At 65.6% G+C, this 25838-nt stretch carries 22 protein-coding genes and 3 tRNA genes; 14 read left to right on the top strand and 11 right to left on the bottom strand.

The genetic code is table 11. From position 1 onward, the window contains the following. Positions 1–42: 42 nt before the first annotated feature. Positions 43–354, bottom strand: a complete 312-nt coding sequence (locus tag QZM15_RS16125) for an H-NS histone family protein (RefSeq protein ID WP_302106722.1) — start codon at positions 352–354, stop codon at positions 43–45. Positions 355–702: 348 nt separating this feature from the next. Here QZM15_RS16125 and QZM15_RS16120 point away from each other — a divergent pair. From QZM15_RS16120 to QZM15_RS16080, 9 genes are all read left to right on the top strand, one after another. After that, positions 703–789 (top strand) — tRNA-Leu (locus tag QZM15_RS16120). Positions 790–1443: 654 nt separating this feature from the next. Continuing rightward, positions 1444–1530, top strand: a tRNA-Leu gene (locus QZM15_RS16115). A 340-nt stretch (positions 1531–1870) separates the two neighbouring features. Further along, positions 1871–2860: an aliphatic sulfonate ABC transporter substrate-binding protein gene (locus tag QZM15_RS16110; protein ID WP_302106721.1), complete on the top strand. Its 990-nt coding sequence runs from the start codon at positions 1871–1873 to the stop codon at positions 2858–2860. A gap of 104 nt (positions 2861–2964) precedes the next feature. Further along, a tRNA-Leu gene (locus tag QZM15_RS16105) sits at positions 2965–3051 on the top strand. A gap of 491 nt (positions 3052–3542) precedes the next feature. Further along, the gene (locus tag QZM15_RS16100; protein WP_302106720.1) at positions 3543–4790 is read left to right on the top strand and encodes an ROK family protein; all 1248 of its coding nucleotides are present in this window, start codon (positions 3543–3545) and stop codon (positions 4788–4790) included. Continuing rightward, positions 4777–6330 carry a sugar ABC transporter ATP-binding protein gene (locus tag QZM15_RS16095; RefSeq protein WP_059575699.1) on the top strand — a complete coding sequence of 518 codons (1554 nt, stop codon included), beginning with the start codon at positions 4777–4779 and terminating at the stop codon, positions 6328–6330. Before QZM15_RS16100 ends, QZM15_RS16095 begins: the two co-directional genes overlap by 14 nt. A 40-nt stretch (positions 6331–6370) precedes the next feature. Beyond that, entirely contained in the window at positions 6371–7408 is a 1038-nt protein-coding gene (locus QZM15_RS16090; protein WP_059575701.1) for a ribose ABC transporter permease, read from the top strand. 114 nt (positions 7409–7522) lie between these two features. Then, positions 7523–8467: an ABC transporter substrate-binding protein gene (locus QZM15_RS16085; protein ID WP_059575703.1), complete on the top strand. Its 945-nt coding sequence runs from the start codon at positions 7523–7525 to the stop codon at positions 8465–8467. Between the two features lie 137 nt (positions 8468–8604). Continuing rightward, the gene (locus tag QZM15_RS16080; protein ID WP_275906173.1) at positions 8605–9549 is read left to right on the top strand and encodes a carbohydrate kinase; all 945 of its coding nucleotides are present in this window, start codon (positions 8605–8607) and stop codon (positions 9547–9549) included. Between the two features lie 195 nt (positions 9550–9744). On the opposite strand, the gene QZM15_RS16075 is transcribed toward QZM15_RS16080, so the two are convergent. Beyond that, entirely contained in the window at positions 9745–10287 is a 543-nt protein-coding gene (locus tag QZM15_RS16075; protein WP_059638781.1) for a GNAT family N-acetyltransferase, read from the bottom strand. Between the two features lie 279 nt (positions 10288–10566). On the opposite strand from QZM15_RS16075, the gene QZM15_RS16070 reads away from it, so the two are divergent. The 4 genes from QZM15_RS16070 (at position 10567) to QZM15_RS16055 (ending at position 15687) form a co-directional block, all read left to right on the top strand. Then, positions 10567–11787: an MFS transporter gene (locus tag QZM15_RS16070; RefSeq protein WP_302106719.1), complete on the top strand. Its 1221-nt coding sequence runs from the start codon at positions 10567–10569 to the stop codon at positions 11785–11787. A 216-nt stretch (positions 11788–12003) separates the two neighbouring features. Further along, on the top strand, positions 12004–12828 hold the full coding sequence (locus QZM15_RS16065; protein ID WP_059575710.1) for a TetR/AcrR family transcriptional regulator: 825 nt from the start codon (positions 12004–12006) through the stop codon (positions 12826–12828). Positions 12829–12985: 157 nt separating this feature from the next. Continuing rightward, positions 12986–14740, top strand: a complete 1755-nt coding sequence (locus QZM15_RS16060) for an AMP-binding protein (RefSeq protein ID WP_060010068.1) — start codon at positions 12986–12988, stop codon at positions 14738–14740. Between the two features lie 29 nt (positions 14741–14769). Further along, positions 14770–15687 (top strand): DUF1571 domain-containing protein, encoded by a 918-nt coding sequence (locus tag QZM15_RS16055; RefSeq protein ID WP_302106718.1) that lies wholly within the window; start codon positions 14770–14772, stop codon positions 15685–15687. Positions 15688–15713: 26 nt separating this feature from the next. On the opposite strand, the gene QZM15_RS16050 is transcribed toward QZM15_RS16055, so the two are convergent. Further along, positions 15714–15995: a hypothetical protein gene (locus tag QZM15_RS16050; RefSeq protein WP_302106717.1), complete on the bottom strand. Its 282-nt coding sequence runs from the start codon at positions 15993–15995 to the stop codon at positions 15714–15716. Positions 15996–16290: 295 nt separating this feature from the next. On the opposite strand from QZM15_RS16050, the gene hfq reads away from it, so the two are divergent. Next, entirely contained in the window at positions 16291–16857 is a 567-nt protein-coding gene (gene hfq / locus QZM15_RS16045) for an RNA chaperone Hfq (RefSeq protein WP_012492570.1), read from the top strand. An 81-nt stretch (positions 16858–16938) separates the two neighbouring features. Here hfq and QZM15_RS16040 read toward each other — a convergent pair whose 3' ends face one another. The 8 genes from QZM15_RS16040 to QZM15_RS16005 all read right to left on the bottom strand — a co-directional run bounded on the left by QZM15_RS16040 (position 16939) and on the right by QZM15_RS16005 (position 25835). Next, positions 16939–17646, bottom strand: coding sequence for a DUF2968 domain-containing protein (locus QZM15_RS16040; RefSeq protein ID WP_059575718.1), 708 nt, complete (start codon positions 17644–17646; stop codon positions 16939–16941). Positions 17647–17700: 54 nt separating this feature from the next. Then, on the bottom strand, positions 17701–19092 hold the full coding sequence (locus QZM15_RS16035; protein WP_059575720.1) for a sigma 54-interacting transcriptional regulator: 1392 nt from the start codon (positions 19090–19092) through the stop codon (positions 17701–17703). A 108-nt stretch (positions 19093–19200) separates the two neighbouring features. Further along, positions 19201–21258 (bottom strand): pilus assembly protein TadG-related protein, encoded by a 2058-nt coding sequence (locus QZM15_RS16030; protein ID WP_302106783.1) that lies wholly within the window; start codon positions 21256–21258, stop codon positions 19201–19203. Between the two features lie 11 nt (positions 21259–21269). Further along, positions 21270–21599 carry a DUF3613 domain-containing protein gene (locus QZM15_RS16025; RefSeq protein ID WP_059575722.1) on the bottom strand — a complete coding sequence of 110 codons (330 nt, stop codon included), beginning with the start codon at positions 21597–21599 and terminating at the stop codon, positions 21270–21272. A gap of 19 nt (positions 21600–21618) precedes the next feature. Continuing rightward, positions 21619–22461, bottom strand: a complete 843-nt coding sequence (locus QZM15_RS16020) for a tetratricopeptide repeat protein (RefSeq protein WP_060318757.1) — start codon at positions 22459–22461, stop codon at positions 21619–21621. Positions 22462–22479: 18 nt separating this feature from the next. Then, complete coding sequence (locus tag QZM15_RS16015) at positions 22480–23472, bottom strand: type II secretion system F family protein (RefSeq protein WP_060318302.1); 993 nt, start codon at positions 23470–23472, stop codon at positions 22480–22482. Positions 23473–23476: 4 nt separating this feature from the next. Then, positions 23477–24469: a type II secretion system F family protein gene (locus tag QZM15_RS16010; RefSeq protein WP_060318298.1), complete on the bottom strand. Its 993-nt coding sequence runs from the start codon at positions 24467–24469 to the stop codon at positions 23477–23479. Further along, positions 24462–25835 carry a CpaF family protein gene (locus QZM15_RS16005; protein ID WP_059575728.1) on the bottom strand — a complete coding sequence of 458 codons (1374 nt, stop codon included), beginning with the start codon at positions 25833–25835 and terminating at the stop codon, positions 24462–24464. The genes QZM15_RS16010 and QZM15_RS16005 overlap by 8 nt, the downstream gene beginning before the upstream one ends. Positions 25836–25838: the final 3 nt, after the last annotated feature.

The following is a 25838-nucleotide window of genomic DNA, read 5'->3' as shown; positions in this document are numbered from 1 at the left end:
TGAATAGAAAATCGCGTACCATTTTGCGATGCGCCATAACCCCTATTCTCCGGGCCACCAAGCCTTGTGCGCTTGATCAATCAAGTACGCGTCCAGATTCTTTCCCTGAAGCCATCTTGGGCGCGGCCCTTTCCCTGACCACTTCTTCCCAGACGACGGGTCGTAATACTTAGCCACGGCGCGTTTTCGAGGCTTCATGAAGCCAGCCGCGCGTAGTAGTTCGTCTTGACTGATACCGAGTGTTTGAACGCGTTCCGCGACCGTCGCGAGCCATTCCCGACGCTCTTGTGCTCGCGCCTCCGCGATCTGCACGTTCACTTCCCTGAGCTTGGCCTGTAGTTCTTTGAGTTCCATGTCTGTCTGGAATTTTGGTTGCCTGGGTGCCAATACGGTGCCACCAGAACTTCAACACCATCTAAGCACTTGATTTCTATGATGGTTTCCAGATGTGCGGATTCCATCGATGATTGTTCTCGTTGCGTTGACTGATGGTGCACGGCATCAACATAGAGGTGTCCGTCTGACAGTTCTATATTGACGGCGGCGGGTCATTCTATCACCCGCCCGTGTCGCCAAATGTCGGGAATGCCGCCCGCAGGCGCGGCGACGGCCGGTTTGCGATGCATCGCAAAAAAGTGTTGACAGGGATAATTGGGGCGCTATAATTTCGCTTCTTTGCAGCAAGCAGCTCCTGCAAAACGTGCCCAGGTGGCGGAATTGGTAGACGCACTAGGTTCAGGTCCTAGCGGTGGCAACATCGTGGAGGTTCGAGTCCTCTCCTGGGCACCATCTGTTTTTAAAAAGGTCGGCTTCTAGCCGGCCTTTTTTCATTTTCAGCCCAAGAAGCAAAGTGCTTCCGGCATTCAAAAAGGTCAGAGAAAGCCGACCTTTTTCGTTTGCCCGGCGGACGCCGCCGGCCGTACCGTGCCGTACGCGGTCCCGCCCCAGCCCTCCCTTTCACCGGCTCAGGCGGCACGCGAGCAACCTGTTGCGCGTCGACACGAAACGCCAGACATCTGGCTGGTAATGAAGTGCAGCGGAAGTGCAGCGAGAATCCGGCCACCATCGTGCACAGGATCAGGACCGCGAAGATCCAGTAGAGTGCACGGGAAAAGCAATCGTCGCTCTGGATCTTGAACTCGCCTTTGTTCGAGAGGGCCGCGGCCGGCAGCGACATCCCCGCGACACGAATCGCCTGCAGCCCGACATGCAATAGTTCGTGGTCCGAATTGCCGGTCCTGACCACGGACCGCGGGGCCGGCTCGCGTCGATACGGAACCACGGGACCGGAACCTCGCCGCAACTGGGCGCCTCCGATTCGTCGAGGTGCGAACGTGCGATCGAGCGCGACTGAATATTTTGGGGGCTTCGATGAAATTGTGTTGACAGCCACTCGGGACCAGCTATAATTGCGGTCTTTCGCATCGCAGCAAGCGTAAACGTGCCCAGGTGGCGGAATTGGTAGACGCACTAGGTTCAGGTCCTAGCGGTGGCAACATCGTGGAGGTTCGAGTCCTCTCCTGGGCACCATCTGTTTTTTAAAAGGCCGGCTTCTAGCCGGCCTTTTTCATTTCAAGCCCAGGAAGCAAAGCGCCTGCGCGCTTTGCGCGAGGACTCGAAAGGCTGCGCTTGCAAGCGCAGCCGGGGTCGCGCACGGGTGACCGAGTCCTCTCCTGGGCACCATCTGTTTTCGAAAAGGTCGGCTTCTAGCCGGCCTTTTTTCATTTCAAGCCCAGGAAGCAAAGCGCCTGTCTTCGGCCCTTATGTCGGCCGCTCCGATCGATAGCAGAATTTATCGGTTATCAATCACCCTCTCCCGTTGTTACGTTAGCCGCCTCGCTTTCAACGCATCCAACGAGGAGCCCCCTTCATGACGTCGATGAACCGCCGCGCGTTCGCACGCGCAATGCTGGCCGCAGGCCTCGCTGCCGCCGGCGTCCGCGCGCACGCCGAGAATGCGCCGGGCACATTGCGCATCGGCTACCAGAAGTCGTCGACGCTGATCACGCTGCTCAAGACGCGCGGCACGCTCGAGCAGGCGCTGACGCCGCTCGGCCTGCGCGTGTCATGGCATGAATTCGCGAGCGGATTGCCGCTGACCGAAGCGCTCAATGTCGGCGCCGTCGACTTCAGTGCCGATGTGGCCGATACGGTCCCGGTCTTCGCACAGGCCGCGCATGCGCATTTCGTGTACGTCGCGCAGGAGGCGCCTTCGCCGAAAGCGCAGGCGATCGTCGTCAAGCAGGACAGCGCGCTGCGCACGCTCGCCGATCTCAAGGGCCGGCGTATCGCGGTCACCAAGGCGGCCGGCAGCCACTACCTGCTGCTTGCCGCGCTCGCACGCGCGAAGCTCGCGCCCGCCGAGGTGGCGATCCATTACCTGACGCCCGCGGACGGCCGCGCCGCGTTCGAGCGCGGCAGCGTGGACGCATGGATCACGTGGGACCCCTATGTCGCGTCGGTCGACCGGAATCCCGACGTACGGATCCTGGCCGACGGCAACGGACTCGCGTCGTACCAGCGCTATTACCTTGCATCGAGCAGCTTTGCCGCCGCGCGCCCCGACGTCGTCCAGATTCTGTTCGACCAACTGTCGCTGGCCGGCGCGTGGCTGCGCGACCATCCGCAGGAGGCCGCGAACACGCTCGCACCGATCTGGGGGCTCGATGCCGCGACGATCGCGCGGGCGAATGCGCGACGCAGCTACCTCGTCCGCGCGGCGACCACGCAAAACTTCGGCGAACAGCAGAAGATCGCCGATACGTTCCTGGCGGCTGGACTGCTACCCGCCCGCGTCGATACGAGCCAGGCGCAGCGCTGGAATTTCGCCGCGAAGCGTGCGGAACCGGTCGGCGCGTGACGGGCTCGTGGCGCAATATTTTTATCGTCGCGAATGAAATTATGTTGACAGGCTCAGTCAGCGCGCTATAATTTCGGTCTTTCGCATCGCAGCAAGCGAAACGTGCCCAGGTGGCGGAATTGGTAGACGCACTAGGTTCAGGTCCTAGCGGTGGCAACATCGTGGAGGTTCGAGTCCTCTCCTGGGCACCATCTGTTTTTTAAAAAGGTCGGCTTCTAGCCGGCCTTTTTCATTTCAAGCCCAGGAAGCAAAGCGCCTGCGCGCTTTGCGCGAGGACTCGAAAGGCTGCGCTTGCAAGCGCAGCCGGGGTCGCGCATGGGTGACCGAGTCCTCTCCTGGGCACCATCTGTTTTCGAAAAGGTCGGCTTCTAGCCGGCCTTTTTTCATTTCAAGCCCAGGAAGCAAAGCGCCTGCGCGCTTTGCGCGAGGACTCGAAAGGCTGCGCTTGCAAGCCTGTCGCACGCAGGCCCGAGCGGCAATCGCGATGCGCACCCAGCCGCAAATTCATCCGACCAATCCGAAATTCCCGGCCTCGCGGCGAGCCGCGTGTGCCCTGCCCGGCGCGCCTTCCCGGCCGCAACCGGGATTTCCCTAGGCTGACAGGTCGCCGCTCACGCGGTTAAATAAATCAACGTGATTTATTTAATGCGCCGCCGCACGGCGCGCCATGGAAGGAGACGCCATGAGAAGCCCGCACTTCGGCCAGGGGAGCAATTCGGCCAACGTGCGCCGTTACAACGAGCGCCTGCTGCTGAAGACGCTGCGCCGCGCGGGCAGCGCATCGAAGGCCGATCTCGCCCGTCTCGCGAGCATGACGGGTACGGCGGTTGGCAGCATCATCGCATCGCTCGCCGACGCGAAGCTGATCCAGTTCGCCGGCCGCACCGAAGGCCAGCGCGGCCAACCCGCTTCGCTGATCCGTCTCGATCCGCGCGGCGCGTTCGGCATTGGCGTCCATCTCGACCGCATGCGCATCGAGACGGCGCTCGTCAACTTCGCCGGCGACGTGCTCGGCCGCCGCTCGCACGACACGCTGCTGCCCCCGCCCGCCGACGTGCTCGAAATCGTGCGTCGCGACATCGACGCGATGCAGGCCCTGCTCCCCGACCATGAACGCGCGCGCCTGACCGGCGTCGGCGTCGCGCAGCCGTACAACCTCGGCGCGTGGATGCGCGAGCTCGGTCTCGCGCCCGACACGTTTCACGCCTGGGAAGACGTCGATTTCGCGGCCAACCTCGGCCGCACGCTGTCGCTGCCCGTGTTCGGCGAAAACGACGGCAACGCGGCCGCGATCGCCGAACTGTTCTACGGATACGGCCGCCAGTGCGACGACTTCGTCTACCTGTTCATCGGGCCGGCGATCGGCGGCGGCATCGCGATCGACGGCGACTGCCTGCGTGGCGTGACCGGCAACGCGGGCGACATCGCGGTGATTCCGGTGCCGCCGAGCCGGCTGGCCTCCGCGCCGCCGCCGCGCGGCCCGTGGGACATCCTGCTCGCACGCGCATCGCTGCATGCGCTCGTGCGCCACCTGCGCCATCACGGCGAGACGGTCGAGAACCGCGCCGATCTCGAAGCATGCATCGCCCGCGGCCTGCCGGCCGTCGACGAATGGATCGACGACTGCGTCGACGCGCTCGCGCCGGCGTTGCGCGCGGTGCTGTGCGTGATCGACGCGCCGGTGGTCGTGCTCGACGCCGACACCGACGCGGGCCTGCTCGACGCGGTCACGACCCGCCTGCGCGCGGCGCTCGTGGCCACCGCGCCCGAGGCGCGCGGCACGCCGGTGCTCGTACGCGGCACGTTCGGCGCCGACGCCGGCGCGATCGGCGCCGCCACGCTGCCGATGTTTTTCAACTTCTCCCCGCGGGCCGGCATCCTCAAGGGCGCCCGCACCGATTCGCAGGAGGTCCACCATGTCGCGTTCTGAGTCGCCCCGTCCGCTGCTCGAAATGCGCGGGATCAGCAAGACGTTCCCGGCCGTACGCGCGCTCGACAACGTCAGCCTGACCGTCTATCCGGGCGAGATCCATTCGCTGATGGGCGAGAACGGCGCAGGCAAGTCGACGCTGATGAAGATCCTGTCGGGCGCATACCGCGCCGACGCCGGCGGCGAGATCCTGATCGACGGCGAACGCATCGACATCGACGGCCCGCTCGCCGCGCGCGATGCCGGCGTCGCGGTGATCTACCAGGAGCTGTGCCTGTCGCCGAACCTGACCGTCGCGGAAAACATCTACGTCGGCCGCGAACTGCGCCGCGGCAACCGGCGCTGGGGCACGATCGACCGCGCGGCGATGGCGCGCGGCTGCCAGGACGTGCTCGCGCGCCTCGGCGCCCCGTTCGGGCCCGACACGCTCGTCGACACGCTGTCGATCGCCGAACAGCAGCTCGTCGAAATCGCGCGCGCCGTGCACACCCGCGCCCGGATCCTCGTGATGGACGAGCCGACCACGCCGCTGTCGTCGCGCGAAACCGAACACCTGTTCCGACTGATCCGCCAGTTGCGCGAGGAAGGTCTCGCGATCATCTACATCAGCCACCGGATGGCGGAGATCTACGAGCTGTCCGATCGCGTGTCGGTGCTGCGCGACGGCACGTACGTCGGCACGCTGGAGCGCGAGGCGCTGTCGGCCGACCGGCTCGTCGGGATGATGGTCGGCCGCGACATCTCCGGTTTCTACAAGAAGGAACACGCACCGTACGACCCCGGCCACCTGCTGCTGTCGGTCCGCGACATCGCCGACGGCGCGCGCGTACGCGGCTGCAGCCTCGATCTGCACGCAGGCGAGGTGCTCGGCATCGCGGGGCTCGTCGGCGCGGGCCGCACCGAGCTCGCGCGGCTGATCTTCGGGGCCGAGCCGCGCGTGCGCGGCGACGTGAAGCTCGGCGAGCGCACGTTCGGCGCGCACTCGCCGCGCGACGCGATCGACGCGGGCCTCGTCTACCTGACGGAAGACCGCAAGCGCCAGGGCCTGTTCCTCGACATGAGCGTGCGCGACAACATCAACATCTCGGTGTGCAACCGCGATGCCCGGCTCGGCGCGCTCGACCTCGCGCGCGGCGCCGAACGTGCGCGCGACGCCATCGCATCGCTGTCGATCCGCGTCCCGCACGCGAACGTCAACGTCGGCGCGCTGTCGGGCGGCAACCAGCAGAAAGTGCTGCTGTCGCGCCTGCTCGAGACGAAGCCGCGCGTGCTGATCCTCGACGAACCGACACGCGGCGTGGACATCGGCGCGAAATCCGAGATCTACCGGATCATCAACGAACTGGCCCGCGCCGGCGTGGGCGTGATCGTGATCTCCAGCGAGCTGCCGGAAATCATCGGCGTCGCCGATCGCGTGCTCGTGATGCGCGAAGGCGAGATCGCGGGCGAACTCGGCGGACACACGCATACGCCGATCACGCAGGAAGCGATCATCGCGCTCGCCACCGGCTCGCAGGCCGAACTGGCCGACGCGCACTGAGCCGCCCTTTTCATTTCACTCTTACCTTCAGGCTACCGAAATGATCAACCCGACCAAGCAGCGGAACCTCGCTTCCGCGACCGCCCAGCCGGTCGCCAACCGCACGCCCCTGATGCGCGGCGCCGATCATCGCGCCCGCATGCAATCGCTGATCCGCACGGCCGGCATGCTGCCGGTGCTGCTGGTCCTGTGCGTCGGCTTCGGCTTCCTGACCGACGGCTTCTTCACGTGGCAGAACCTGTCGATCGTCACGCAGCAGGCGTCGATCAACATCGTGCTCGCCGCCGGCATGACGTTCGTGATCCTGACGGGCGGCATCGACCTGTCGGTCGGCTCGGTGCTCGCCGCCGCGGCCGTCGCGGCGCTCATCGCGTCGACCATTCCCGGCTGGGGCTGGCTCGGCGTGCCGTTCGCGCTCGCCGTCGGCCTCGTGTTCGGCGCGATCAACGGCGGGCTGATCTCGTTCCTGCGCCTGCCGCCGTTCATCGTCACGCTCGGCGCGATGACGGCCGTACGCGGCGTCGCGCGCCTGATCGGCAACGACACGACCGTGTTCAACCCGCAACTGCCGTTCGCGTTCATCGGCAACGGCTCGATCCTCGGCGTGCCGTGGCTCGTCGTGATCGCGTGCGCGGTGATCGCGATCTCGTGGTTCATCCTGCGCCGCACGGTGCTCGGGATGCGCATCTATTCGGTCGGCGGCAACCCCGAAGCCGCGCGCCTGTCGGGCATCAACGTGCGGGCGATCCAGATGTTCGTGTATGCGGCGTCGGGCCTGCTCGCGGGCCTCGGCGCGGTGATGTCGGCCGCGCGCCTGTATGCGGCCAACGGCCTGCAGCTCGGCCAGTCGTACGAGCTCGACGCGATCGCCGCGGTGATCCTCGGCGGCACGAGCTTCGTCGGCGGCGTCGGATCGATCGTCGGCACGCTGATCGGCGCGCTGATCATCGCGGTACTGACCAACGGCCTCGTGCTGCTCGGCGTGTCCGACATCTGGCAGTACATCATCAAGGGGCTGGTGATCATCGGCGCGGTCGCGCTCGACCGCTATCGCCAGCGCGACTCGGCCCGTACCTGACACGCTTGCCTCACCGCGCATTTCTTGTCGCGCATTCGTTATCGTTCAACCATCGGCGCGCAGGCAGGTCCTCCTGCGCCCGTTCGCCAACAGACCTCTCGGAGACACAACGACATGTTCAAGCACACCGCCGCCCTGACCGCCGTCGCCTGCGCACTCGCCTTCGGCGCCACCGCCGCCCAGGCAGCCGACAAGCCGCTGAAATCGATCGGCGTCACGGTCGGGTCGCTCGGCAATCCGTACTTCGTCACGATCGTGAAAGGCGCCGAAGCACGCGCGAAGCAGCTCAACCCGAATGCGAAAGTCACGGCCGTATCGGCCGATTACGACCTGAACAAGCAGTTCACGCAGATCGACAACTTCATCTCCGCGCACGTCGACATGATCCTGCTCAACGCGACCGACCCGAAGGCGATCGAGCCAGCGGTGAAGAAGGCGCAGGCGGCCGGCATCACGGTCGTCGCGGTGGACGTCGCGGCGGCCGGCGCGAACGCGACCGTGCAGACCAACAACGTGAAGGCCGGCGAACTCGCGTGCGACTACCTCGCGAAGAAGCTGAACGGCAAGGGCAACGTGATCATCGAGAACGGCCCGCAGGTGTCGGCCGTGATCGACCGCGTGAACGGCTGCAAGACCGTGCTCGCGAAGAACCCGGGCATCAAGCTGCTGTCGAGCGACCAGGACGGCAAGGGCTCGCGCGAAGGCGGGATGAATGCGATGCAGGGCTACCTGACGCGCTTTCCGAAGCTCGACGGCGTATTCACGATCAACGACCCGCAGGCGATCGGCACCGATCTCGCGGCGAAGCAGCTGAACCGCCCGAACATCGTGATCACGTCGGTCGACGGCGCACCCGACATCGAGGTGGCGCTGAAGTCGAACACGCTCGTGCAGGCGTCGTCGAGCCAGGATCCGTGGGCGATGGCGCAGCAGGCCGTCAACGTCGGCTACGGGATCATGAACGGCCAGAAGCCGGCCAATCCGATGATCCTGATCGAGCCGACACTCGTCACGCGCGACAACGTGAAGACCTACAAGGGCTGGAGCTCCCCGCGCTGATCGCGGCGCCCGCGCCCGCCCGCCCGCGAGGCCGGGCGGTGCCGGGCCGCGTCTGCGCGCGCGACGGCCGGCACTGCCCGCCTGTTCAGATCAACCGCTGTACGGCCGCATGCGATGCCGCGGCACAAGGTTTCCCCATGACGACGACGTTTCCCCGCCTGATCGTGTTCGGCGAAGCGCTGACCGACTTCATCCGCGACGACGCGCAGCACTGGCGCAGCATCGCCGGCGGCTCGTGCTGGAACGTCGCGCGCGTCGGCGCGCGGCTCGGCGCGCCGACCGCCTTTGCCGGCACGGTCAGCCGCGATACCTTCGGCGACGAGCTGATGCGCAAGAGCGCCGACGCGGGGCTCGACATGCGCTTCATCCGGCAGGTCGACCGCGCACCGCTGCTCGCGATGGTCGTGTCGAAGCAGCCGCCCCACTATTTCTTCATCGGCGAAAACAGCGCCGATCTCGCGTTCGATCCGGCCGACTTGCCGGCCGGCGCCTTCGACGCGGCCGACATCGTGCACGTCGGCTCGCTCGGCGTGGTGCGCGAGCCGCTCGCGTCGCGCCTGATCGAAGTCGCGCAGGCCGCGCGGGCGGCCGGCAAGCGGATCTCGTTCGATCCGAACTTCCGCGCGCCGATGGCCGCGCCGTCGTACCGCGACACGCTGCGCCGGCTGAGCGCGCTCGCCGACTGGATCAAGGTATCCGACGAGGACCTGCGCGGGCTCTTTCCCGAACTCGACGAAGCGGCCGCGCTCGCGCAACTGCGTGCATGGGCGCCCGACGCGACGATGCTCGTCACGCGCGGCGCAGCCGGGATGCAACTGCTGCATCGCGATACCGTGCTGTTTCAGCCCGCGTTCCCGACCGAGGTCGCCGACACGGTCGGCTGTGGCGACGCGAGCATCGGCGGCTGGCTCGCGAGCCAGCTCGCCCGGCCCGACGCGTCGGCCGCCGAGCATCTGCGCTACGCGGCCGCTTGCGCGGCCGTCGTCTGCGAGCATGCGGGCGCCTATGCGCCGACGGCCGCGGAAGTGGCCGGCATGATCGAGCGCACCGGCGCCAGCGTCGGCGCCGCGCTTTCGCAATAGACGACGCCGACGCGCGGCGCGGGCGGTGCGTCGAGCGCCGCGAAATGATCGGGCTGCGGCGAGTCGGCGTCGGGGCGGATCGTCCTCGAGCCCCGTCAGCGCCTTACGCGTGATCGCGCGAACCGTTGATCCATCACGACCGCGATACGCATCCGGTTGACGATCTCCGACATCCGCCACGTGCGCGACGCCGCGCTACGCGCGCAAATCGTCGCGTTCGAGGCGATGACGAATGTAAGGAATGCCGTCGTGCACGACGCTCACGCGCCGCATGCCGAGCTTGCGTGCCACGTTCAGCGAGCCGCTGTTGGCCTCCGCGATATCGGCGATCACGCGCGGCAGGCGCAAGGTGTCGAACGCGTGCCGCACGACGGCCGCCGCGGCTTCGCTCGCGATGCCGCGCCCCCACGTCGCCCGCACGAGCCGCCAGCCGATCTCGACGTCGCGCGAGCCGTCCTTGTAGTCGGGAATCAGCAGGATCCAGCCGACGAACACCTCGGGCGCGGCCTTCTCGAAGATCGACCAGTAACCGAGGCCCGGCGGATAATCGCGCGTGATCCGGTGCGTGACGAAGCGGCGATGCTCGACGGGGTCGTGCCACGGGCCCGCGATATGCCGCGTGACCTCGGGATCGCGATCCATCTCGAGGCATGCATCGAGATCGGCCAGCACACGTGGACGCAGCCACAGCCGCGCGGTTTCGAGCACGGGCAACGGGGCGGCGGAATGGTCGTTCATCCGGACTCCTGATTCGGTGACGATGCGCATCGAATGCATTACAGAACTGATACAAAAAGCCTTCCGGAATGATACAGGCACCTGACGCGTGCCTCGCGCGGTGCCGTTTCCGTTTCCGAAACAGTGCATTTCGTAGGGATTATTCCCGATTCGGGCGTATCGCGCCCCACGTCGCGCGGTGCGCAAGCCTACACTCGATCAGTGCGCCCGCACCGCGCGCGAGCGGGCCGGCATCCGCATGCCTGTCGCGAGCGCGCAAGCCAACGAGGAGACCCGGACATGAGCTGGACCCGCGAGCAACGCAACGTCACGATCGCCGCCTACCTGGGCTGGACGCTCGATGCGTTCGATTTTTTCCTGATGGTTTTCGTGCTGAAGGACATTGCCGCTGAATTCGCGTCGACGATCCCCGCCGTCGCGTTCGCGCTCACGCTCACGCTCGCGATGCGCCCGCTCGGCGCGCTGATCTTCGGCCGGCTCGCCGATCGCTTCGGTCGCCGCCCGACGCTGATGGTCAACATCGCGTGCTATTCGTTGCTCGAACTTGCGTCGGGTTTCGCGCCGAGCCTGACCGCGCTGCTCGTGCTGCGCGCGCTGTTCGGCATCGCGATGGGCGGCGAATGGGGCGTCGGGTCCGCACTGACCATGGAAACCGTGCCGACCCACGCGCGCGGCGTCGTGTCCGGGCTGCTGCAGGCCGGCTATCCGAGCGGCTATCTGCTCGCGTCGGTCGTGTTCGGCCTGTTCTACCAATACATCGGCTGGCGCGGGATGTTCATGGTCGGCGTGCTGCCCGCGCTGCTCGTGCTGTACGTGCGTGCGCACGTGCCCGAATCGCCGGCGTGGAAACAGATGGAGAAGCGAGCGCGCCCGAGCCTCGGCGCCACGCTGAAGCAGAACTGGAAACTCACGCTCTACGCGATCGTGCTGATGACCGCATTCAACTTCTTCTCGCACGGCACGCAGGATCTCTATCCGACCTTCCTGCGCGAACAGCATCACTTCGATCCGCATACCGTGTCGTGGATCACGATCGTGTTGAACGTCGGCGCGATCGTCGGCGGCCTGTCGTTCGGCGCGATCTCGGAGCGGATCGGCCGGCGCCGCGCGATCTTCATCGCCGCGCTGATCGCGCTGCCCGTGCTGCCGCTGTGGGCGTTCTCGAGCGGCGCGATCGCGCTCGCCGCCGGCGCGTTCCTGATGCAGATCTCGGTACAGGGCGCGTGGGGCGTGATACCGGTTCACCTGAACGAGATCTCGCCCGACGAAATCCGCGCGACCTTCCCCGGCGTCGTCTACCAGCTCGGCAACCTGCTCGCGTCGGGCAACGCGACGATGCAGGCGTCGCTCGCCGTGTCGAACGGCAACAATTACGGCTTTGCGCTCGCGCTCGTGGCCGGCATCGTCGCCGTCGCGATCGCCGTGCTGATCCTGTTCAGCCGCGAACGGCGCGGCATCGACATGACGCAATCGGTCAATACGCGTAGCACCGTCGGGTGAACCCGCGTGTTGCGGCACCGCATCATCGCTCGCGCCCCGCCCGGCCGCGAGCCGGTGCCGCGCTTTCCGCACCTGCACATCGAACTAGAGGAATTGGTCCAGATTCCGCGCTTGCCCCCTCCACCCGCGTTTTTTTATCTTAATAAAAACGACTGTTTGAATCGAACAATCAAAATCACCTGTTCGCGGCCGGGAAACCGGCATGGGAGGCGGAACATGGCAGTAAGTCAGGAGGGGCGGCCATCTTCGGGACGGCCGTCCGGGGCACGGTCATCCGGCACCCGGCAGACCGGCGGGACGAAGGCCCGCATTCTCGATGCGGCCGAGGATCTGTTCATCGAACATGGCTTCGAGGCGATGTCGATGCGGCAGATCACGTCGCGCGCGGCGGTCAATCTCGCCGCGGTCAACTACCACTTCGGCAGCAAGGAAGCGCTGATCCACGCGATGCTGTCGCGCCGGCTCGATCAGTTGAACCAGGAACGCCTCGGCATCCTCGACCGCTTCGACGCGCAACTCGGTGCGCACATCACCTGCGAGCACGTGCTCGGCGCGATGTTCATTCCGGCGCTGAAGGCGTCGCGCAACCCCGAACGCGGCGGGCCCGGGTTCCTGCGGCTGATCGGCCGCGCATACACCGACCCTTCGCCGTTCGTGCGCAACTTCCTGACCGCGCACTACGCGAGCGTCGCGGGCCGCTTCTTCGACGCCTTCCAGCGCGCGCTGCCGCACCTGCCACGCACCGAGCTCGGCTGGCGGCTGCACTTCGCGATCGGCGCGCTGTCCGGCGCGCTCGCGGGCGCCGAAACGGAAAGCCTGATCGACGAATTCTCGCAAGGCCGCACGATGAACGACGTGCAGATGATCGCGCGGCTGTCGTCGCTGATCGTCGCCGCGCTGAAGGCGCCGATGCCCGACAGCGCGCAGCTGTCGATCTTCGCGGCCGTGCTCGACGACGCGGGCGCAAGCGAAGCGTTCGGGCTGCCGCAGTCGTGCGCGGCGACGACCGCCGAGACGGCCACGCTGCATTCCACGAACTGAGCGCGCGAGGCCAACGCGCGGCTGCCTGTTCACGATTTGATTGATACGCGCGGTCAGGCGCGGCGTCGAGACGCCCGCGCCGGCCGGCCGCGAAGCACGGGGCATGGGCACGCGCCGAAGCGCGGCCCTCGCCGAGAGCCAAGACCGGAGACACGTCATGTCATCTTCCGCAGCACCCACCTCGGCCCAGCTTCCGCCGAACACCGACGGCATCTGGTACGCGTCGTACCCGCCCGGCGTCCCGCACGAGATCGACGTCACGCAATACGCGTCGCTCGTGCAGTTCTTCGACGAATGCACGACCCGCTTCGCCGAGCGCGTCGCCTACGTGAGCGCCGGCGCGTCGATGACCTACCGCACGCTCGCGCGGAAGGTCGACGCGTTCGCGTCGTATCTGCAAAGCCTCGGCGTGAAGCCCGGCGACCGCGTCGCGATCATGCTGCCGAACACGTTCCAGTATCCGGTCGCGCTGTTCGGCGCGCTGAAGGCCGGCGCGATCGTCGTCAACGTGAATCCGCTCTATACCGTGCGCGAGCTCGCGCACCAGTTGAAGGACAGCGGCGCGCAGACGATCGTCGTGTTCGAGAACTTCGCGCGCACGCTGCAGGACGCGCTGCCCGAAACGCAGGTGAAGCACATCGTCGTCACCGCGCTCGGCGACCTGCTCGCCGACGGCTTCAACGCGAAAGGACGCCTGATCAATTTCGTGCTGAAGCACGTGAAGAAGCTCGTGCCGGCCTACCACCTGCCGCAGGCGATCCGGCTGCGCTCCGCCCTCGCGCTCGGCGCGCGCGGCAAGCCGCAGCCGGTGCCGACCACGCGCGACGATCTCGCGTTCCTGCAGTACACGGGCGGCACGACCGGCGTCGCGAAAGGCGCGATGCTCACGCACGGCAACCTGATCGCGAACCTGCTGCAGGCGAAGGCCTGGATCGCCGACCAGGTGTCGGGCGACGTCGAAACCGTGCTCACGCCGCTGCCGCTCTATCACATCTATTCGCTGACGGTGAACGCGTTCATCTTCATGGGGCTCGGCGGGCGCAACATCCTGATCGCGAACCCGCGCGACATGAAGATGGTGATGAAGATCATCCGCCACGAGACGTTCACGGGAATCACCGGCATCAACACGCTGTACAACGCGTTCCTCGACAACGAGGAATTCCGCAAGCGCGACTTCTCGAAGCTCAAGCTCGCGATGGCGGGCGGGATGGCGATGCAGCGCGCGGTCGCGGAGCGCTTCCAGCAGGTGACGGGCCGGCCGGTGGTCGAAGGCTACGGCCTCACCGAATGCTCGCCGATCGTCACGATGAACCCCGTGGACCTGAACGACATGGCCGCGTTCAGCGGTTCCATCGGCCTGCCCGCGCCGTCGACCCTCGTGCGCTTTCGCCGCGAGGACGGCACCTGGGCCGCCATCGGCGAGCCCGGCGAGCTGTGCGTGCACGGCCCGCAGGTGATGCGCGGCTACTGGCAGCGCCCCGACGAGACGGCCAAGGTGCTGGATGCCGACGGCTGGCTCGCCACCGGCGACATCGGCGTGATGGACGAGCGCGGCTTCATCCGCCTGATCGACCGCAAGAAGGACATGATCCTCGTGTCGGGCTTCAACGTGTATCCGAACGAGATCGAGGAAGTGCTCGTGATGCATCCCGGCATCAGCGAGGCCGCGGCGATCGGCATTCCGGACGCGGTACAGGGCGAGCGGATCAAGGTGTTCGTCGTGCGCCGCGACCCGTCGCTGACGGCCGAGGACGTGCTCGCGCACTGCCGCAAGAACCTGACCGGCTACAAGATGCCGAAGTTCGTCGAGTTCCGCGACGCACTGCCGCAGACGAACGTCGGCAAGATCCTGCGCCGCGCGCTGCGCGACGAGGAACTCGCCAAACTCAATGCCGCGAAGCAGAGCTGAACGATCCATCGCTCCGGGAGACGCCGTCGATGAACGAAGGAATGAAACGCCGCGCGCGGCATGCCGCGGCGGCAGCCATCGCGGGCGTGCTGTCGCTCGCACAGGCAGGACTGCATGCACAGGAGACGGCAGGCGCCGCGAGCGCGGCACAGGAAGTCGCGCTGTCGGCAGACCTCGCGAAGGTCACGCACGAGCCGCTCGCGCAACAGGCGCGCTGGCTGCGCACGGCGGCCCAGCGCGGCACGCTCGCGCAACTCGACGACGCGACGCTCACGGCGCTCTTCAAGGCGCTGGACCCGCTCGCCGTGCCGCTTTACATCCGCAACGGCCCGAACGGCTATCCGTCCTACCAGTTCACGATGGTGCGCCAGGAGCGCATCGGCGGAAAATGGTCCGACACGCCCGACCGCATGCTCGTGAAGACGACCCGCGAACCGCTGCGCGTGTATGCGAAATGGCTGCCGGGCGGCGCGCATGCCGGACAGGAGACGATCTACGACACGACCCAGCGCAAGGACGAGATGTATGGCCACCTCGGCGGCCTGCTCGGCAAGATTCCGCTATGGACGGCGATCGACGGCGCGCTGGCGCGCGCCCAGTCGAATCATCAGGTGAAGGACCTCGGCACCGAATTCATCGCGAACCTGTACCTGGCCGAAGGGAAGAAATACCTGGAAGCCGGCGTGCAGCGCCCGACGGATGTCGAAGCCAAGACGATCGGCGGCGTGCGCGTCGTCGCGCTCACCTACGAAACGCCGACCGGGCGGCCGCAGTTCTATGCGAAAAAGGAAGTGCTCGGGCTCGATCTGCACGCACCCTATTTCCGGACCGTCGAGTCCTATGACAACGACGGCAGGATCTTCGAGCGGATCGTCATCGAGAAAATCGCGCCGACGCCGCTCGACGACACCGCATTCGACCCGAAAAACCCCGACTACGCGTTCTGACGCGCGCTGGCCGGCCGGTTTCGGGCTCAGTCGTCATCGTCGTCGTGGTGCCGATGCCGGTGCTTGTAGTAGTGCTTGCGCCACTTGCGGTAGCGATCGTCGTCGTCATCGCCGTAACGGCCGTACCCATAGCCCGGATAGGCGACGACGGCGGGTTGCGGCGCCACATAGACCGGCGCCGGCTCGACATAGACCGGCGCGACCGGTACGCCGATGCCGACCGACAGGTCCACATGGCCCGCCATTGCACTGCCCGAAACGAGCAACGCCATGCTCCCGATCATCCCTGCCACTTGCCTCTTGTTCATGCTCCGCATCCCTGATAAGCCGGCCCGCCCGGCTCGCGCGACCAATGTAAGCGCGGTGTGCGCGCCAAGGTGATACGGGGCGGCGAGAGTCGTAACGCGACGTAACCGAACGGCTTTCGCCGTTCGGCCGAATCGCGAAAATGCGCGGGAACGTCTATAGTGGGTTACGGTTCGACACAATCACGACTGCGCGCTTCCCTATCGAACAAGGTAGAATTCCGCCAAACACCATGTGGACGAACACGCCACACACACGCACAACATATTCTCTGACGCAGGCTCCTGCCGCACCTCAATGGCCAATCCCGCAGAATCCCATCCGCAAAACGACTTCATCAATTCGGCGCGCAAGGAACGTAAGCGTGTTGAAATCTATCTCGTCAACGGCATTCGTCTGACGGGGTGTATCGAGTCGTTCGACCAGTATCTGGTGATGCTGCGCACCCCCGTGGGTCTGCAAGGCATCTACAAGCGTGCGATTTCCACGATCCAGCTCGACACGGGCGGCTCGCGCCCGGGCGGCGGCCCCCGCGGCCCGCGCACCGGCGGTCGCCCCGGCGGCCGTGAAGGCGGCGGTCACAGCCCGTACGGCTCGCACGGCGGCCCGCGCGAATCGCGCGGCGACGGCGGCTACGGCTCCCGCGAGCCGCGTGAAGGCTACGGTTCGCGCGAACCGCGCGAGGGTTACGGCTCGCGTGAGCCGCGCGAAGGCTATGGCGCGCCGCGTGAACCGCGCGAAAGCTACGGCGCGCCGCGCGATACCGGCGACGCATCCGGCAACGCCGCACCGTCGGATTCCCGCGGCGGCAACGGGCCGGTCATCGTGACGCGCCGCCGGCGAATCGTGCCGGACGGTCAGTAAAACAAAAAGGGCAAGCCAACCGGCTTGCCCTTTTCACTTGTACGACCGGCGCGGCACGTCGCCGCACCGCCGCTACCGCGTTCAGCGTGCCGTCGTCGGCAGGCCCGCGTTGGCCTCGCGCTGCAGCGAACGCACCTGCTGCTGCAACGCCCGCAGTTGCGACTGGAGCTGGGCCTGTTGCGCCTGCAGCGCCGCCGTTTCGCTCCGCACGCTCTTCTGGCGATCCGCCACCGCCGCCTGCTGCTGCCGGGCGATCGAGATGTCCGCCTGCAGGCGCCGCGCGCGGTTCTGCGCAACTTCGATCTGCTTGTCCATCTGTGCCTTCTGCGATTCCAGCTTCGCCGCCCGCAGTTCGTCGACGGCCAGCCGCTCGGCCTGGCGCGAGAAATCGCGGTAGATCGCTTCCGCCCGTGTTTCGTCGTAAGTCTTGATCACGCGCCAGAACGCCTTCTGCTGGAACAACGCGACGAAGTACGCACCGTCCTTGACGTTGAACAGCAGGCTCGCGCCATAGCTGCCGTTGTAGCTCGTGCGCATTTCCGTCAGCGAATGCGCCTGGATCTGCCGCTGCAAGTCGTCGACCGTGCTCGGCCCCGTCGTCTCGCCGGCCTGCGGCTGCACCGACGTCTGAGCCTGCGAGTCGATCACCGGAATCGCGGCCACCGGCGCCGACGCCGGCTGCACCGCCGACGAATCGCTGCCTGCCAGCCCTTGCGCGAACGCGCCGTGCATGCCTCCCACCATCGCGAGCACCATGCTCACCCGCCCCAACCCCGTCATATGGCTCATGAAGTTTTATTCCCGCCCGAGTCGTTGTAATTCACCGCGATTTTATCTCATTAATTACTCGCTTTCGCGGGTCTCGGGCTCTTCGTCGAAGATCTGGTATTTGCGCATTTTTTCCCACAACACCTTGCGGCTGATGCCGAGCTGCTGGGCCGTGTCCTGACGCCGCCAACCATTTGCGTCGAGCGCCGCGATCACGCGATTGCGCTCGTTCATGTCCCACTTGCTGCGATCGACGAACACCTCGGCCGCGCTCTCCGCCGGCACCGGCTGGGCCGAACTACGTGCGTGCGCGATCAGCCGCTGCAGCCGCGCGGCATCCCAGCCGCCCGTCTGCCGCACCGTCACGCCGACGCGCTCGGCGAGGTTGCGCAGTTCGCGCACGTTGCCGGGGAAGTAGCTGTCCGCGACCGAATCCGTGAGCCAGTACGGCAGATCGGACAATTCGGCGAGCCGCTCCGCGCCCACGACCTGCGCGACGAACGACTTGAACAGCGCGATCTTGTCCACTGCACCACGCTCCTCCAGCGACGGAATGCTCAGCTCGATCACCGCGAGCCGGTAGTACAGATCGGCGCGGAACAGCCCATCCTTCACGAGCTGCGGCAGTTTCTTGTTGCTCGCCGCGACCAAGCGGAAATCGACCTTGACCGGCGCCGTCGCGCCGACCCGCAGCACCGCGCCGTCCTCGAGCACGCGCAGCAGCTTGACCTGCTGGTACAGCGGCAGATCGCCGACTTCGTCGAGGAACAGCGTGCCGCCGGCCGCCTGCTCGAAATAGCCTTTATGCGCAACAACCGCGCCGGTGAACGATCCTTTCGCATGGCCGAAGAACAGCGATTCGAACAGGCCGTCGGGAATCGCGCCGCAGTTCACCGGCACGAATTCGCCGTGCCGGTAGCGTGAATGCTTTTCGTGCAGCAGTTGCGCGATGCGCTCCTTGCCGACGCCGGTTTCGCCGTGCAGCAGCACGTTGGTGTCGCAGTCGGCGAACGTATCGACTTCGTGCAGCAGTGCCTGCATCGATTCGGAGTGCGCGACGAGTTCCGACGGCTGCAACGTTTCGGCCGCGTGCGCGCGCAGTTGCGTGACGAGCTTGCCGATCATGCCGCGCAGTTCGGCGCACGTGAAGTCGAGCGGCAGGATGTGCGAATACTCGGGCGGATACTGCGACGCGTCGTGGTCGCGCGCGGCGCCGACCCAGACCACCGGCATGCCGATGTTGGCCTGCCAGTCGCGCAGGAATGCCGCGCCGCCTTCGATCATCGTCACGCTGATGATCGCCAGCGACCGCCGCAACGCGGCGCGCTCGGGCGAGACCGTCGCGTTGTCGGCACGGATCACTTCGACGTCGAAGCTCGCCATGCATCGGGCGACACGGTCGACGATGTCCGCCTTGCCTTCCCAGACGTACAGGTCGAGCTCTTCGATTGCGGGCGTGGTTCTCATGTTTCGGGTGCGGCTTCAGTAATTGACGGGTTGCGTGGCGTGGCGGACCAGTAGCCGGATGCTGGCGGCGGCCACACCGCCTGCTTCGGTAACGGCACGTTCAGGTGTTCATTGAACCAGCATGGGATCGCCGCATTTGATCGAATCCGGTGTGTTGGTGACATAGGCATTCCCCAGGCTCAGGCCAAGGAGCCCCGTGACGGAAGTCAGGAGCGAATCGATCGGTTGCAGGAGCAGCGGAACGAGTGTGTTCCCGAGCGCGCTCAGAAGCGGACCTAGCAGCTTACTCAACACCTGACTCAGTACTCCGCTCAGATCGATGCCAACTGCCTTCAACGCCGCAAGCAGTCCACTGTCACCCAGCGTCAACGACACGGTCAGACCATTATTCGTGATGCCGGTCACTGCGGGCGACAGAAACTGGTCCGTTCCGACGCCCAATGTGTACGGCGCCGGCGGATTCGGCGCAGCGGACGACTGCGGCCCGGGATACGAGAACAGCAACTGCGTCGGACTTTGGTTAGCGACGGGCACCGTCGTCATTTGCCCGGGCCGCAGGCCGATGTTGACCGAAATTGCGTTCAGGTCGACGATGCCGAGCGTCAGGGTCTTGACCAAGACCGCCAGCGTGGACGATAACCCGCCAAGGTTCAGCAGATTGAGCAGGCTGCTTAGATTGACGGACACCAGTTGAATCGGAGCCGCGCTGCTGTCGGGCGAATAACCCGACGGCGCAGAGAGATTGATCTTCGTACTTGAAGAACCACCGACATAGACGGCGACGACGCCGGTCTGTACGTTCACTGTCGCGCTTTTCGTACCGTTCGCAGAACAACTGACAGACGCCAAGCCGGCCGTGGCGGGCGCCACGTATGCCGTAATCGGCAATTGAACGGCGGCAAGCGGCGTCGCGCTACCCGACGGGCAACTGCCCCCCGGAAAGACCAACCCGCCAGTAGGGCAGCTCGACAGCAGCGAGATCGACGTATTGAGGAACACGTTGCCCTGCGCGCTCGACGTGTTCGTCGTGCAATCGGATGTTCCGCAATTCGATGGCCCGGGCTGACCGCTCGCAGTGGACGGCGGATTGGCCCCCAACTTGACTGAACCCGAGACGGTCACGTTCAGCAGCGGTGACAGCACCGTAGGCGTCTGAACCGTGACGCTCGGAATGTCGACGGAATTCGTGCCGTTCGCGATCTGCAACGCCGTCGACAGCAAGCCGAGCGCATTGACGCTGGCGTTGACGGCGGAGCTTCCCGTCGCGGTCGCGGCGGAAACGAGTTGACCGAGCGCGATCTGCGGGCCGCCGCAGGCTCCGCCCGGACAAAGGGCGATGACCAGTGCGTTCAGCACCTTCAGGTTCGCCGCGGCCACGCCTTGCTGCGTCGCTGCCTGCACCGCGGCATTGGCCAGTTGACCGAGCGTCACGGTGCCGTTCAGCACGCCCGTACTGGTGCCGACCGGGAGATTGGCCAGAATGCCGGCCAGCTTCAAGTTGACTTGTGCGAGCCCCTGATAGTCGACCAGTTGAAGATTCAGCGCATTGTCGTTCGATCGGGTCAGCGCCTTGAGCAATTGGTTGGCCAATCCACCGTTCAACGCTGCAAGCGACGTGGTCAGCGTAAAAGTGTCGGTGGGTACGCTCTTGGCAATGGCAGATCCGCCAATCGTGACGCCACCGCGAAAAACCCCGTCGACCGGCTCGGTCACCGTGACGCAAACGGCGTTGATCGACTGGCCATTGACCGCTCCGGCCGATAGACCCGCGCACTGGTTTCCGCTGATCGAGTCACCCGACACCGGTGTGAACTGCGCGCTGCCACTGCCCTGGGGCGCGGTCCAGATGCCGCACGACACGGAAACTTTCGAACCCGCCGGCAATGCATTCGTCGCCGGGTTCGCGATTTGACTGGCTGCGGTCCTCGCCGCCTGACAAGTCGAGTCGGTCGTGACCTGAGAGACCGCCGACAACGCGGCCAGATCGGCCGCCGCTTGCATCCGGCGTCTTTCGGCATAGAAATGACCGACGTCGATCGCCCCCAGGATAATGATCGCGGCCAGCGCCCAGATCGTCGCCATGATCGCGACGCCACCGCGCTGGCGACTTCCGCCGGGACTGCCGGCGCTCCTCCGCCGCCCCGCGTGCGATTGATCTGCGCGCATGGTCATCCCGCTTATTGCGCGCCCTGCCCGCCGCCCGACATGCCACCCACTGCGCCGAGCTGCGAACTCATCGAATCCGGAATCTTGTTCTTGAACGAATCCAGATAGCGCTGGTACGCGAGCGACGCGACGTCGCCGAACACAGGTTGCGTCGGAGCCGCCGCGCGGTTGTCGCGTTGCATCGCGAGCCAGTCTTTGGTCGAGCGGCCGACCTCGGACGCACCCAGTGTCACGGCGTCTTGACCGTATGCGGCAGCAGAACCCGTTACGATGCAGACGATAGCGGCCAGCGCCGCCATCCGCCCCGCGCGTGCGCTTCGATTGTGTGTGTTGTCGTTCATATCGTTCCCCGATAGCTGTTCATTGCGCAAACCGTTGCAGCAGCGGCACAGTCTGGTCGTAACCGAAGTTGTTCGCCATCGGCGTGATCGCCGTCGTCGCGCCGGGCCGCGACACCACCGGCGGCGTCGCGATCGCGCGCTGCTGCGCACGCACTGCCGCGGCAATCTTCGCGGCATCACCATTGATGTCCTTGCGAATTTCCGGCGGCAGATGCTGCTGGTTCATCAGCCGTTGCGCATCCTGCGCACGTCCTGCCGCAAACAGATACAGCACAAGGTTGCTGACGATTTTTGGATTGCGCTGATCGAGTTCGGCAGCTTTCATCAGCGGCACTCGCGCGCCGACGACGTCGCCGCTGCGCAACTTCGCATAAGCAAGGTCGGACAGTAGCGACGGATCCGTCGGCGCGAGCTCCGACGCTTGCGTCAGCGCTTGCACCGCACGGTCGAAATCGCCTGCGGCGCCCGCAAGCAACCCCAGCCCGCGATAGCCGCGTGCCGCAAGCGGCGTCTTCAGCAATTGTCCATACACAGCGGCACTTGCGGCCGGCTGGTCGGTCATCCGCAGCGCGTCCGCACGCAACAGGATCGATTCCGGCATGACACCGTATGTCTTGTCATATGCATCGATGTGCGCGAGCGACGCGTAATAGAGTCCCTGCGCTTGCATGCGCTGAATCAGACCGAGATACATCCCCGGCGTATCGGGCACGGACTGCTTCTGATCTGCTGCTTGCATCAGTGCCGCACGCTCGGTCTGCGCGCCGACGCCATACCCGCTTTCCTTGGTCGCGCATGCACCGAGCAGCAGCGCCGCCGCCAGCATGCCCGCCCGGGTTACCGCTTCGCCGATTCGCTTCATCGTCTGTCCTTCCATCCTTCAATGCTGCGACGACAACGCGCGCATCACCGCCAGCATGCCCGGTCCCGCCGTCACGATCAGCAAGGCCGGCAACAGCGTCAGCACCATCACGCCCGTCATCTTTACCGTCAATCTGCCGATCCGTTCGCGCAGCATCGCACGACGCGTCTCGCGCAAACGATCGCCGAACTGCTTGAGCGGTTCCTGCACCGCACCGCCATGCTTGTCGACCTGAATCATCAATCGCACGATCGCGCGCAAATCCTCGTTGTCGAATCCACTGGACAGCCGCTGCAGCGACTGCTCGCGCGTACGGCCCGCGGCGAACTGACGCTGCGCGATTCCCACCTCCGACGACAAGACCGGCAGCATCCCCCGAAAATCGTTCGTCACGACCTGCAGGCTTTGATCGAGCGACAGGCCGACGCCTTGCAGCAAGCGCAACATGTCGACGAGTAGCGGCAATTCGTCGACGACGCTCTGTCGCCGCGACGCGGCGCGGCGCTGCACGTAGAGTTTCGGCAGCATGAAGCCGAGCCCGAAGGCAGCGCACATGCCGACCATCCAGATGCTGCCTTTCATGCGCCCGCTCGCGAAAATCGCGAACAGCAGCGGCAACACGATCCCGCATGCCACCCGCGCGCTCAGAAACAGCCCACGCGTGCGTGCATCGACATACCCGCACTGCTCCAGCAGGCGACGATCCTCTTCCGCGACGGCATATTTGCCGAATCCGGTGTCCAGCCAGCGCATGCCTGCCGCCGACAGGCGATCCAGCCAACGTTCGACGCGCCGCCCGCGACGCGCGTTGGCTTTCGCCTGCGCATCGCCATCCTGCGCGGGCCGCGCTTTCGCCGCCTCCAGTGCAGCCATTCGCCGATCCAGCGCATCGACCAATGCTCGTTCCGCCCGCGCCGCGGCATTCGCACGTAACGTCACGGCCATCCCGAGGAGCAGCACCCCGAGCGCGCCCACGGCCAACGCAATCGCCCCGATCTGAGTTGCTGTCATAGCGTCACCTGAGCCGAGCCATTCGATACAACCATATGCTGCCGACCACTTGAGCCAGGAACGCGATCATGAGCAGCGACCGCCCGCTCGGATCGCCCCACATCCCGTACAGGTACTTCGGATTGGTCATCACGACAAAGCTCCCGATTGCGATCGGCAGCATGACGAGGACGAACGCGGACAGCCGCGTCTCCGACGACATCGCGGTCAATTCACGCTCGGCCTGCTCGAGATCGCGCATGAATACGGCCATCCGCTCGAGCATCACATCCGCACGACCGCCATATTTGACCGACAAACGCAACACCGACCCGACGAGCTCAAACTCTTCGGTCCGGTAGATCTTCGCGATGTGCATCATGGCGCGGTCGATCTCGATACCGCCGCGCAGCATCCGCGACACGACGTCGAGACAGCCGCGCAGCGGCTCCTCGGTCGTCAACAGTGACGACTGGAAAGCAGCCGGTACGCTGTTGCCCAGTGTCACGAGACGCACGATCCCGTCGAGGAACGACGGGATCTGCCGGACGATCTTCAGCCGTCGCCGCTGGATCCGCGACGCGAGCCAGACACCGAGTATCGCGCTACCGCAAATGATCGCCGCGCAACACGCCAGCATGCCGCCGTGACTGCCGGCGATGACCGCAGCCGCAACGAGCGCGGCAAGCGCGACGACCGCCTTGCCGCGCGCATCGTCTATCCCCGCACGGCTTGCAAGGTTGGACAGATATTCGGATGCGGTCGCATACCAGTGCACCCAAAAGGCATCCGACGATACCTTCCGTGCCGCTCCCGGCTGCTGTACGGCACGCACTGCACCAGCCGCCGGCGCACGCTTCGCCGGTGCGTCGACACGTGCGCCAGGCTCGAGCCGGCTGTCGATGAAACGCTTCGCGTCGGTCCTTACGCGCCGGGTCTGCGCGTGATGCCACAGCATCATCGCAGCCGCGACACACAGCATCGCGAGCGCCAGCGCCCACACCATCCCGCTATACATTGAAGCCCCCGCCGCCGCGGCCGAACCCGCCACCGCCAAAGCCGCCGCCACCGAATCCGGCATCGCCGAACCCACCGCTCGTCAGCGTCTGACGGAAGCGCGCAAGCTTCGGTGAATGCGGATGAATGCCCAGGGTTTCCCAGTGATCGACTTCCTCGCCCTCCGGCGTCACACGCGCTTCATAGCGGTAAAGCTCCTGGGTCGCGATGATGTTGTCGGACAGCCCGGTCACTTCGGTGATCGACAGAATCCGTCTCCGCCCGTTCGACAGGCGTCCTATCTGCACGATGAAGTCGATGGCGTTCGCGATCTGCCGACGCAGGCTCGACTCGGTGCCCTGGAAACCTGCAAAACCGGCAAGCATCTCGAGACGGTACAGACACTCGCGTGGAGAACTCGCGTGCACCGTGCCCATCGAGCCGTCGTGGCCTGTGTTCATGGCCTGCAGCATTTCAAGCACCTCGCCGCCGCGTACTTCGCCGACGATGATCCGGTCCGGACGCATCCGCAACGTATTGCGCAGCAAGTCGCGAATCGACACGATACCGGTGCCGTCGAACCCGCCCGGACGGCTCTCGAGCCGCACGACGTGCGGGTGGTTCAGCGACAACTCGGCCGTATCCTCGATCGTCACGACACGCTCGATTTCCGGAATATGGAACGCGAGCGCGTTGAGCAGTGAGGTCTTGCCGGAACTCGTACCGCCCGACACGAGAATGTTGCAGCGCGCCTCGACCGCCGCCTGAAGCAACGTGTTGATCTCTTCGTTGAATGTCCCGTTACCAAGCAGGTCGGACGGCTTCAGCGGATCCTTGCGGAATTTCCGGATCGACACGACCGGACCATCGATCGACAGCGGCTCGATCACGACGTTCACGCGGCCGCCGTCGGGCAGCCGTGCATCGACCATCGGATTCGACTCGTCGAGCCGGCGGCCGATCGGCGCGAGTATCCGCCGCACGATGCGCAACAGGTGCGCGTTATCGGTGAAACGCACCGGCAGCTTGGCAAGAATCCCGTGACGCGACACATACACGTCGTTGTAGCCGTTGATCAGGATGTCCTCGACCGCCGGATCCGCCAGCAAATCCTCGATCGGGCCGAAACCCGCGAGTTCCTTCGTCAGCGCCTCCGCGATCGTCCGTACCTCGTTTTCGTTGAGCGGAATGCGGCGCAGTCGCACGAAGCTGTCGATCTCGAGATCGACGAACTGGTTGATCGCCTGGCGGGACCATCTGCCAAACTCGGCGCCCAATTCTTCGATGCGCGTCAGCAAGTGTTCGTGCGCGGCATTCTTGATGTCATGGAACTGCTGAGTCTGGGAGAACGGCGCTGCGCCGTCGGCAAATTGAATGTCGTGTGCCATCGC

The sequence above is a fragment of the Burkholderia sp. AU44665 genome (genome assembly GCF_030504405.1).
GTDB classification, from domain to species: Bacteria; Pseudomonadota; Gammaproteobacteria; order Burkholderiales; family Burkholderiaceae; genus Burkholderia; species Burkholderia semiarida.
This window is presented reverse-complemented; position numbering and strand designations above follow the sequence as displayed.

Coding starts and splice junctions, on each gene's coding strand:
- QZM15_RS16125 (WP_302106722.1), bottom strand. CDS start 354: ATGGAACTCAAAGAACTACAGGCCAAGCTCAGGGAAGTGAACGTGCAG.
- QZM15_RS16110 (WP_302106721.1), top strand. CDS start 1,871: ATGACGTCGATGAACCGCCGCGCGTTCGCACGCGCAATGCTGGCCGCA.
- QZM15_RS16100 (WP_302106720.1), top strand. CDS start 3,543: ATGAGAAGCCCGCACTTCGGCCAGGGGAGCAATTCGGCCAACGTGCGC.
- QZM15_RS16095 (WP_059575699.1), top strand. CDS start 4,777: ATGTCGCGTTCTGAGTCGCCCCGTCCGCTGCTCGAAATGCGCGGGATC.
- QZM15_RS16090 (WP_059575701.1), top strand. CDS start 6,371: ATGATCAACCCGACCAAGCAGCGGAACCTCGCTTCCGCGACCGCCCAG.
- QZM15_RS16085 (WP_059575703.1), top strand. CDS start 7,523: ATGTTCAAGCACACCGCCGCCCTGACCGCCGTCGCCTGCGCACTCGCC.
- QZM15_RS16080 (WP_275906173.1), top strand. CDS start 8,605: ATGACGACGACGTTTCCCCGCCTGATCGTGTTCGGCGAAGCGCTGACC.
- QZM15_RS16075 (WP_059638781.1), bottom strand. CDS start 10,287: ATGAACGACCATTCCGCCGCCCCGTTGCCCGTGCTCGAAACCGCGCGG.
- QZM15_RS16070 (WP_302106719.1), top strand. CDS start 10,567: ATGAGCTGGACCCGCGAGCAACGCAACGTCACGATCGCCGCCTACCTG.
- QZM15_RS16065 (WP_059575710.1), top strand. CDS start 12,004: ATGGCAGTAAGTCAGGAGGGGCGGCCATCTTCGGGACGGCCGTCCGGG.
- QZM15_RS16060 (WP_060010068.1), top strand. CDS start 12,986: ATGTCATCTTCCGCAGCACCCACCTCGGCCCAGCTTCCGCCGAACACC.
- QZM15_RS16055 (WP_302106718.1), top strand. CDS start 14,770: ATGAACGAAGGAATGAAACGCCGCGCGCGGCATGCCGCGGCGGCAGCC.
- QZM15_RS16050 (WP_302106717.1), bottom strand. CDS start 15,995: ATGAACAAGAGGCAAGTGGCAGGGATGATCGGGAGCATGGCGTTGCTC.
- hfq (WP_012492570.1), top strand. CDS start 16,291: ATGGCCAATCCCGCAGAATCCCATCCGCAAAACGACTTCATCAATTCG.
- QZM15_RS16040 (WP_059575718.1), bottom strand. CDS start 17,646: ATGAGCCATATGACGGGGTTGGGGCGGGTGAGCATGGTGCTCGCGATG.
- QZM15_RS16035 (WP_059575720.1), bottom strand. CDS start 19,092: ATGAGAACCACGCCCGCAATCGAAGAGCTCGACCTGTACGTCTGGGAA.
- QZM15_RS16030 (WP_302106783.1), bottom strand. CDS start 21,258: ATGCGCGCAGATCAATCGCACGCGGGGCGGCGGAGGAGCGCCGGCAGT.
- QZM15_RS16025 (WP_059575722.1), bottom strand. CDS start 21,599: ATGAACGACAACACACACAATCGAAGCGCACGCGCGGGGCGGATGGCG.
- QZM15_RS16020 (WP_060318757.1), bottom strand. CDS start 22,461: ATGAAGCGAATCGGCGAAGCGGTAACCCGGGCGGGCATGCTGGCGGCG.
- QZM15_RS16015 (WP_060318302.1), bottom strand. CDS start 23,472: ATGACAGCAACTCAGATCGGGGCGATTGCGTTGGCCGTGGGCGCGCTC.
- QZM15_RS16010 (WP_060318298.1), bottom strand. CDS start 24,469: ATGTATAGCGGGATGGTGTGGGCGCTGGCGCTCGCGATGCTGTGTGTC.
- QZM15_RS16005 (WP_059575728.1), bottom strand. CDS start 25,835: ATGGCACACGACATTCAATTTGCCGACGGCGCAGCGCCGTTCTCCCAG.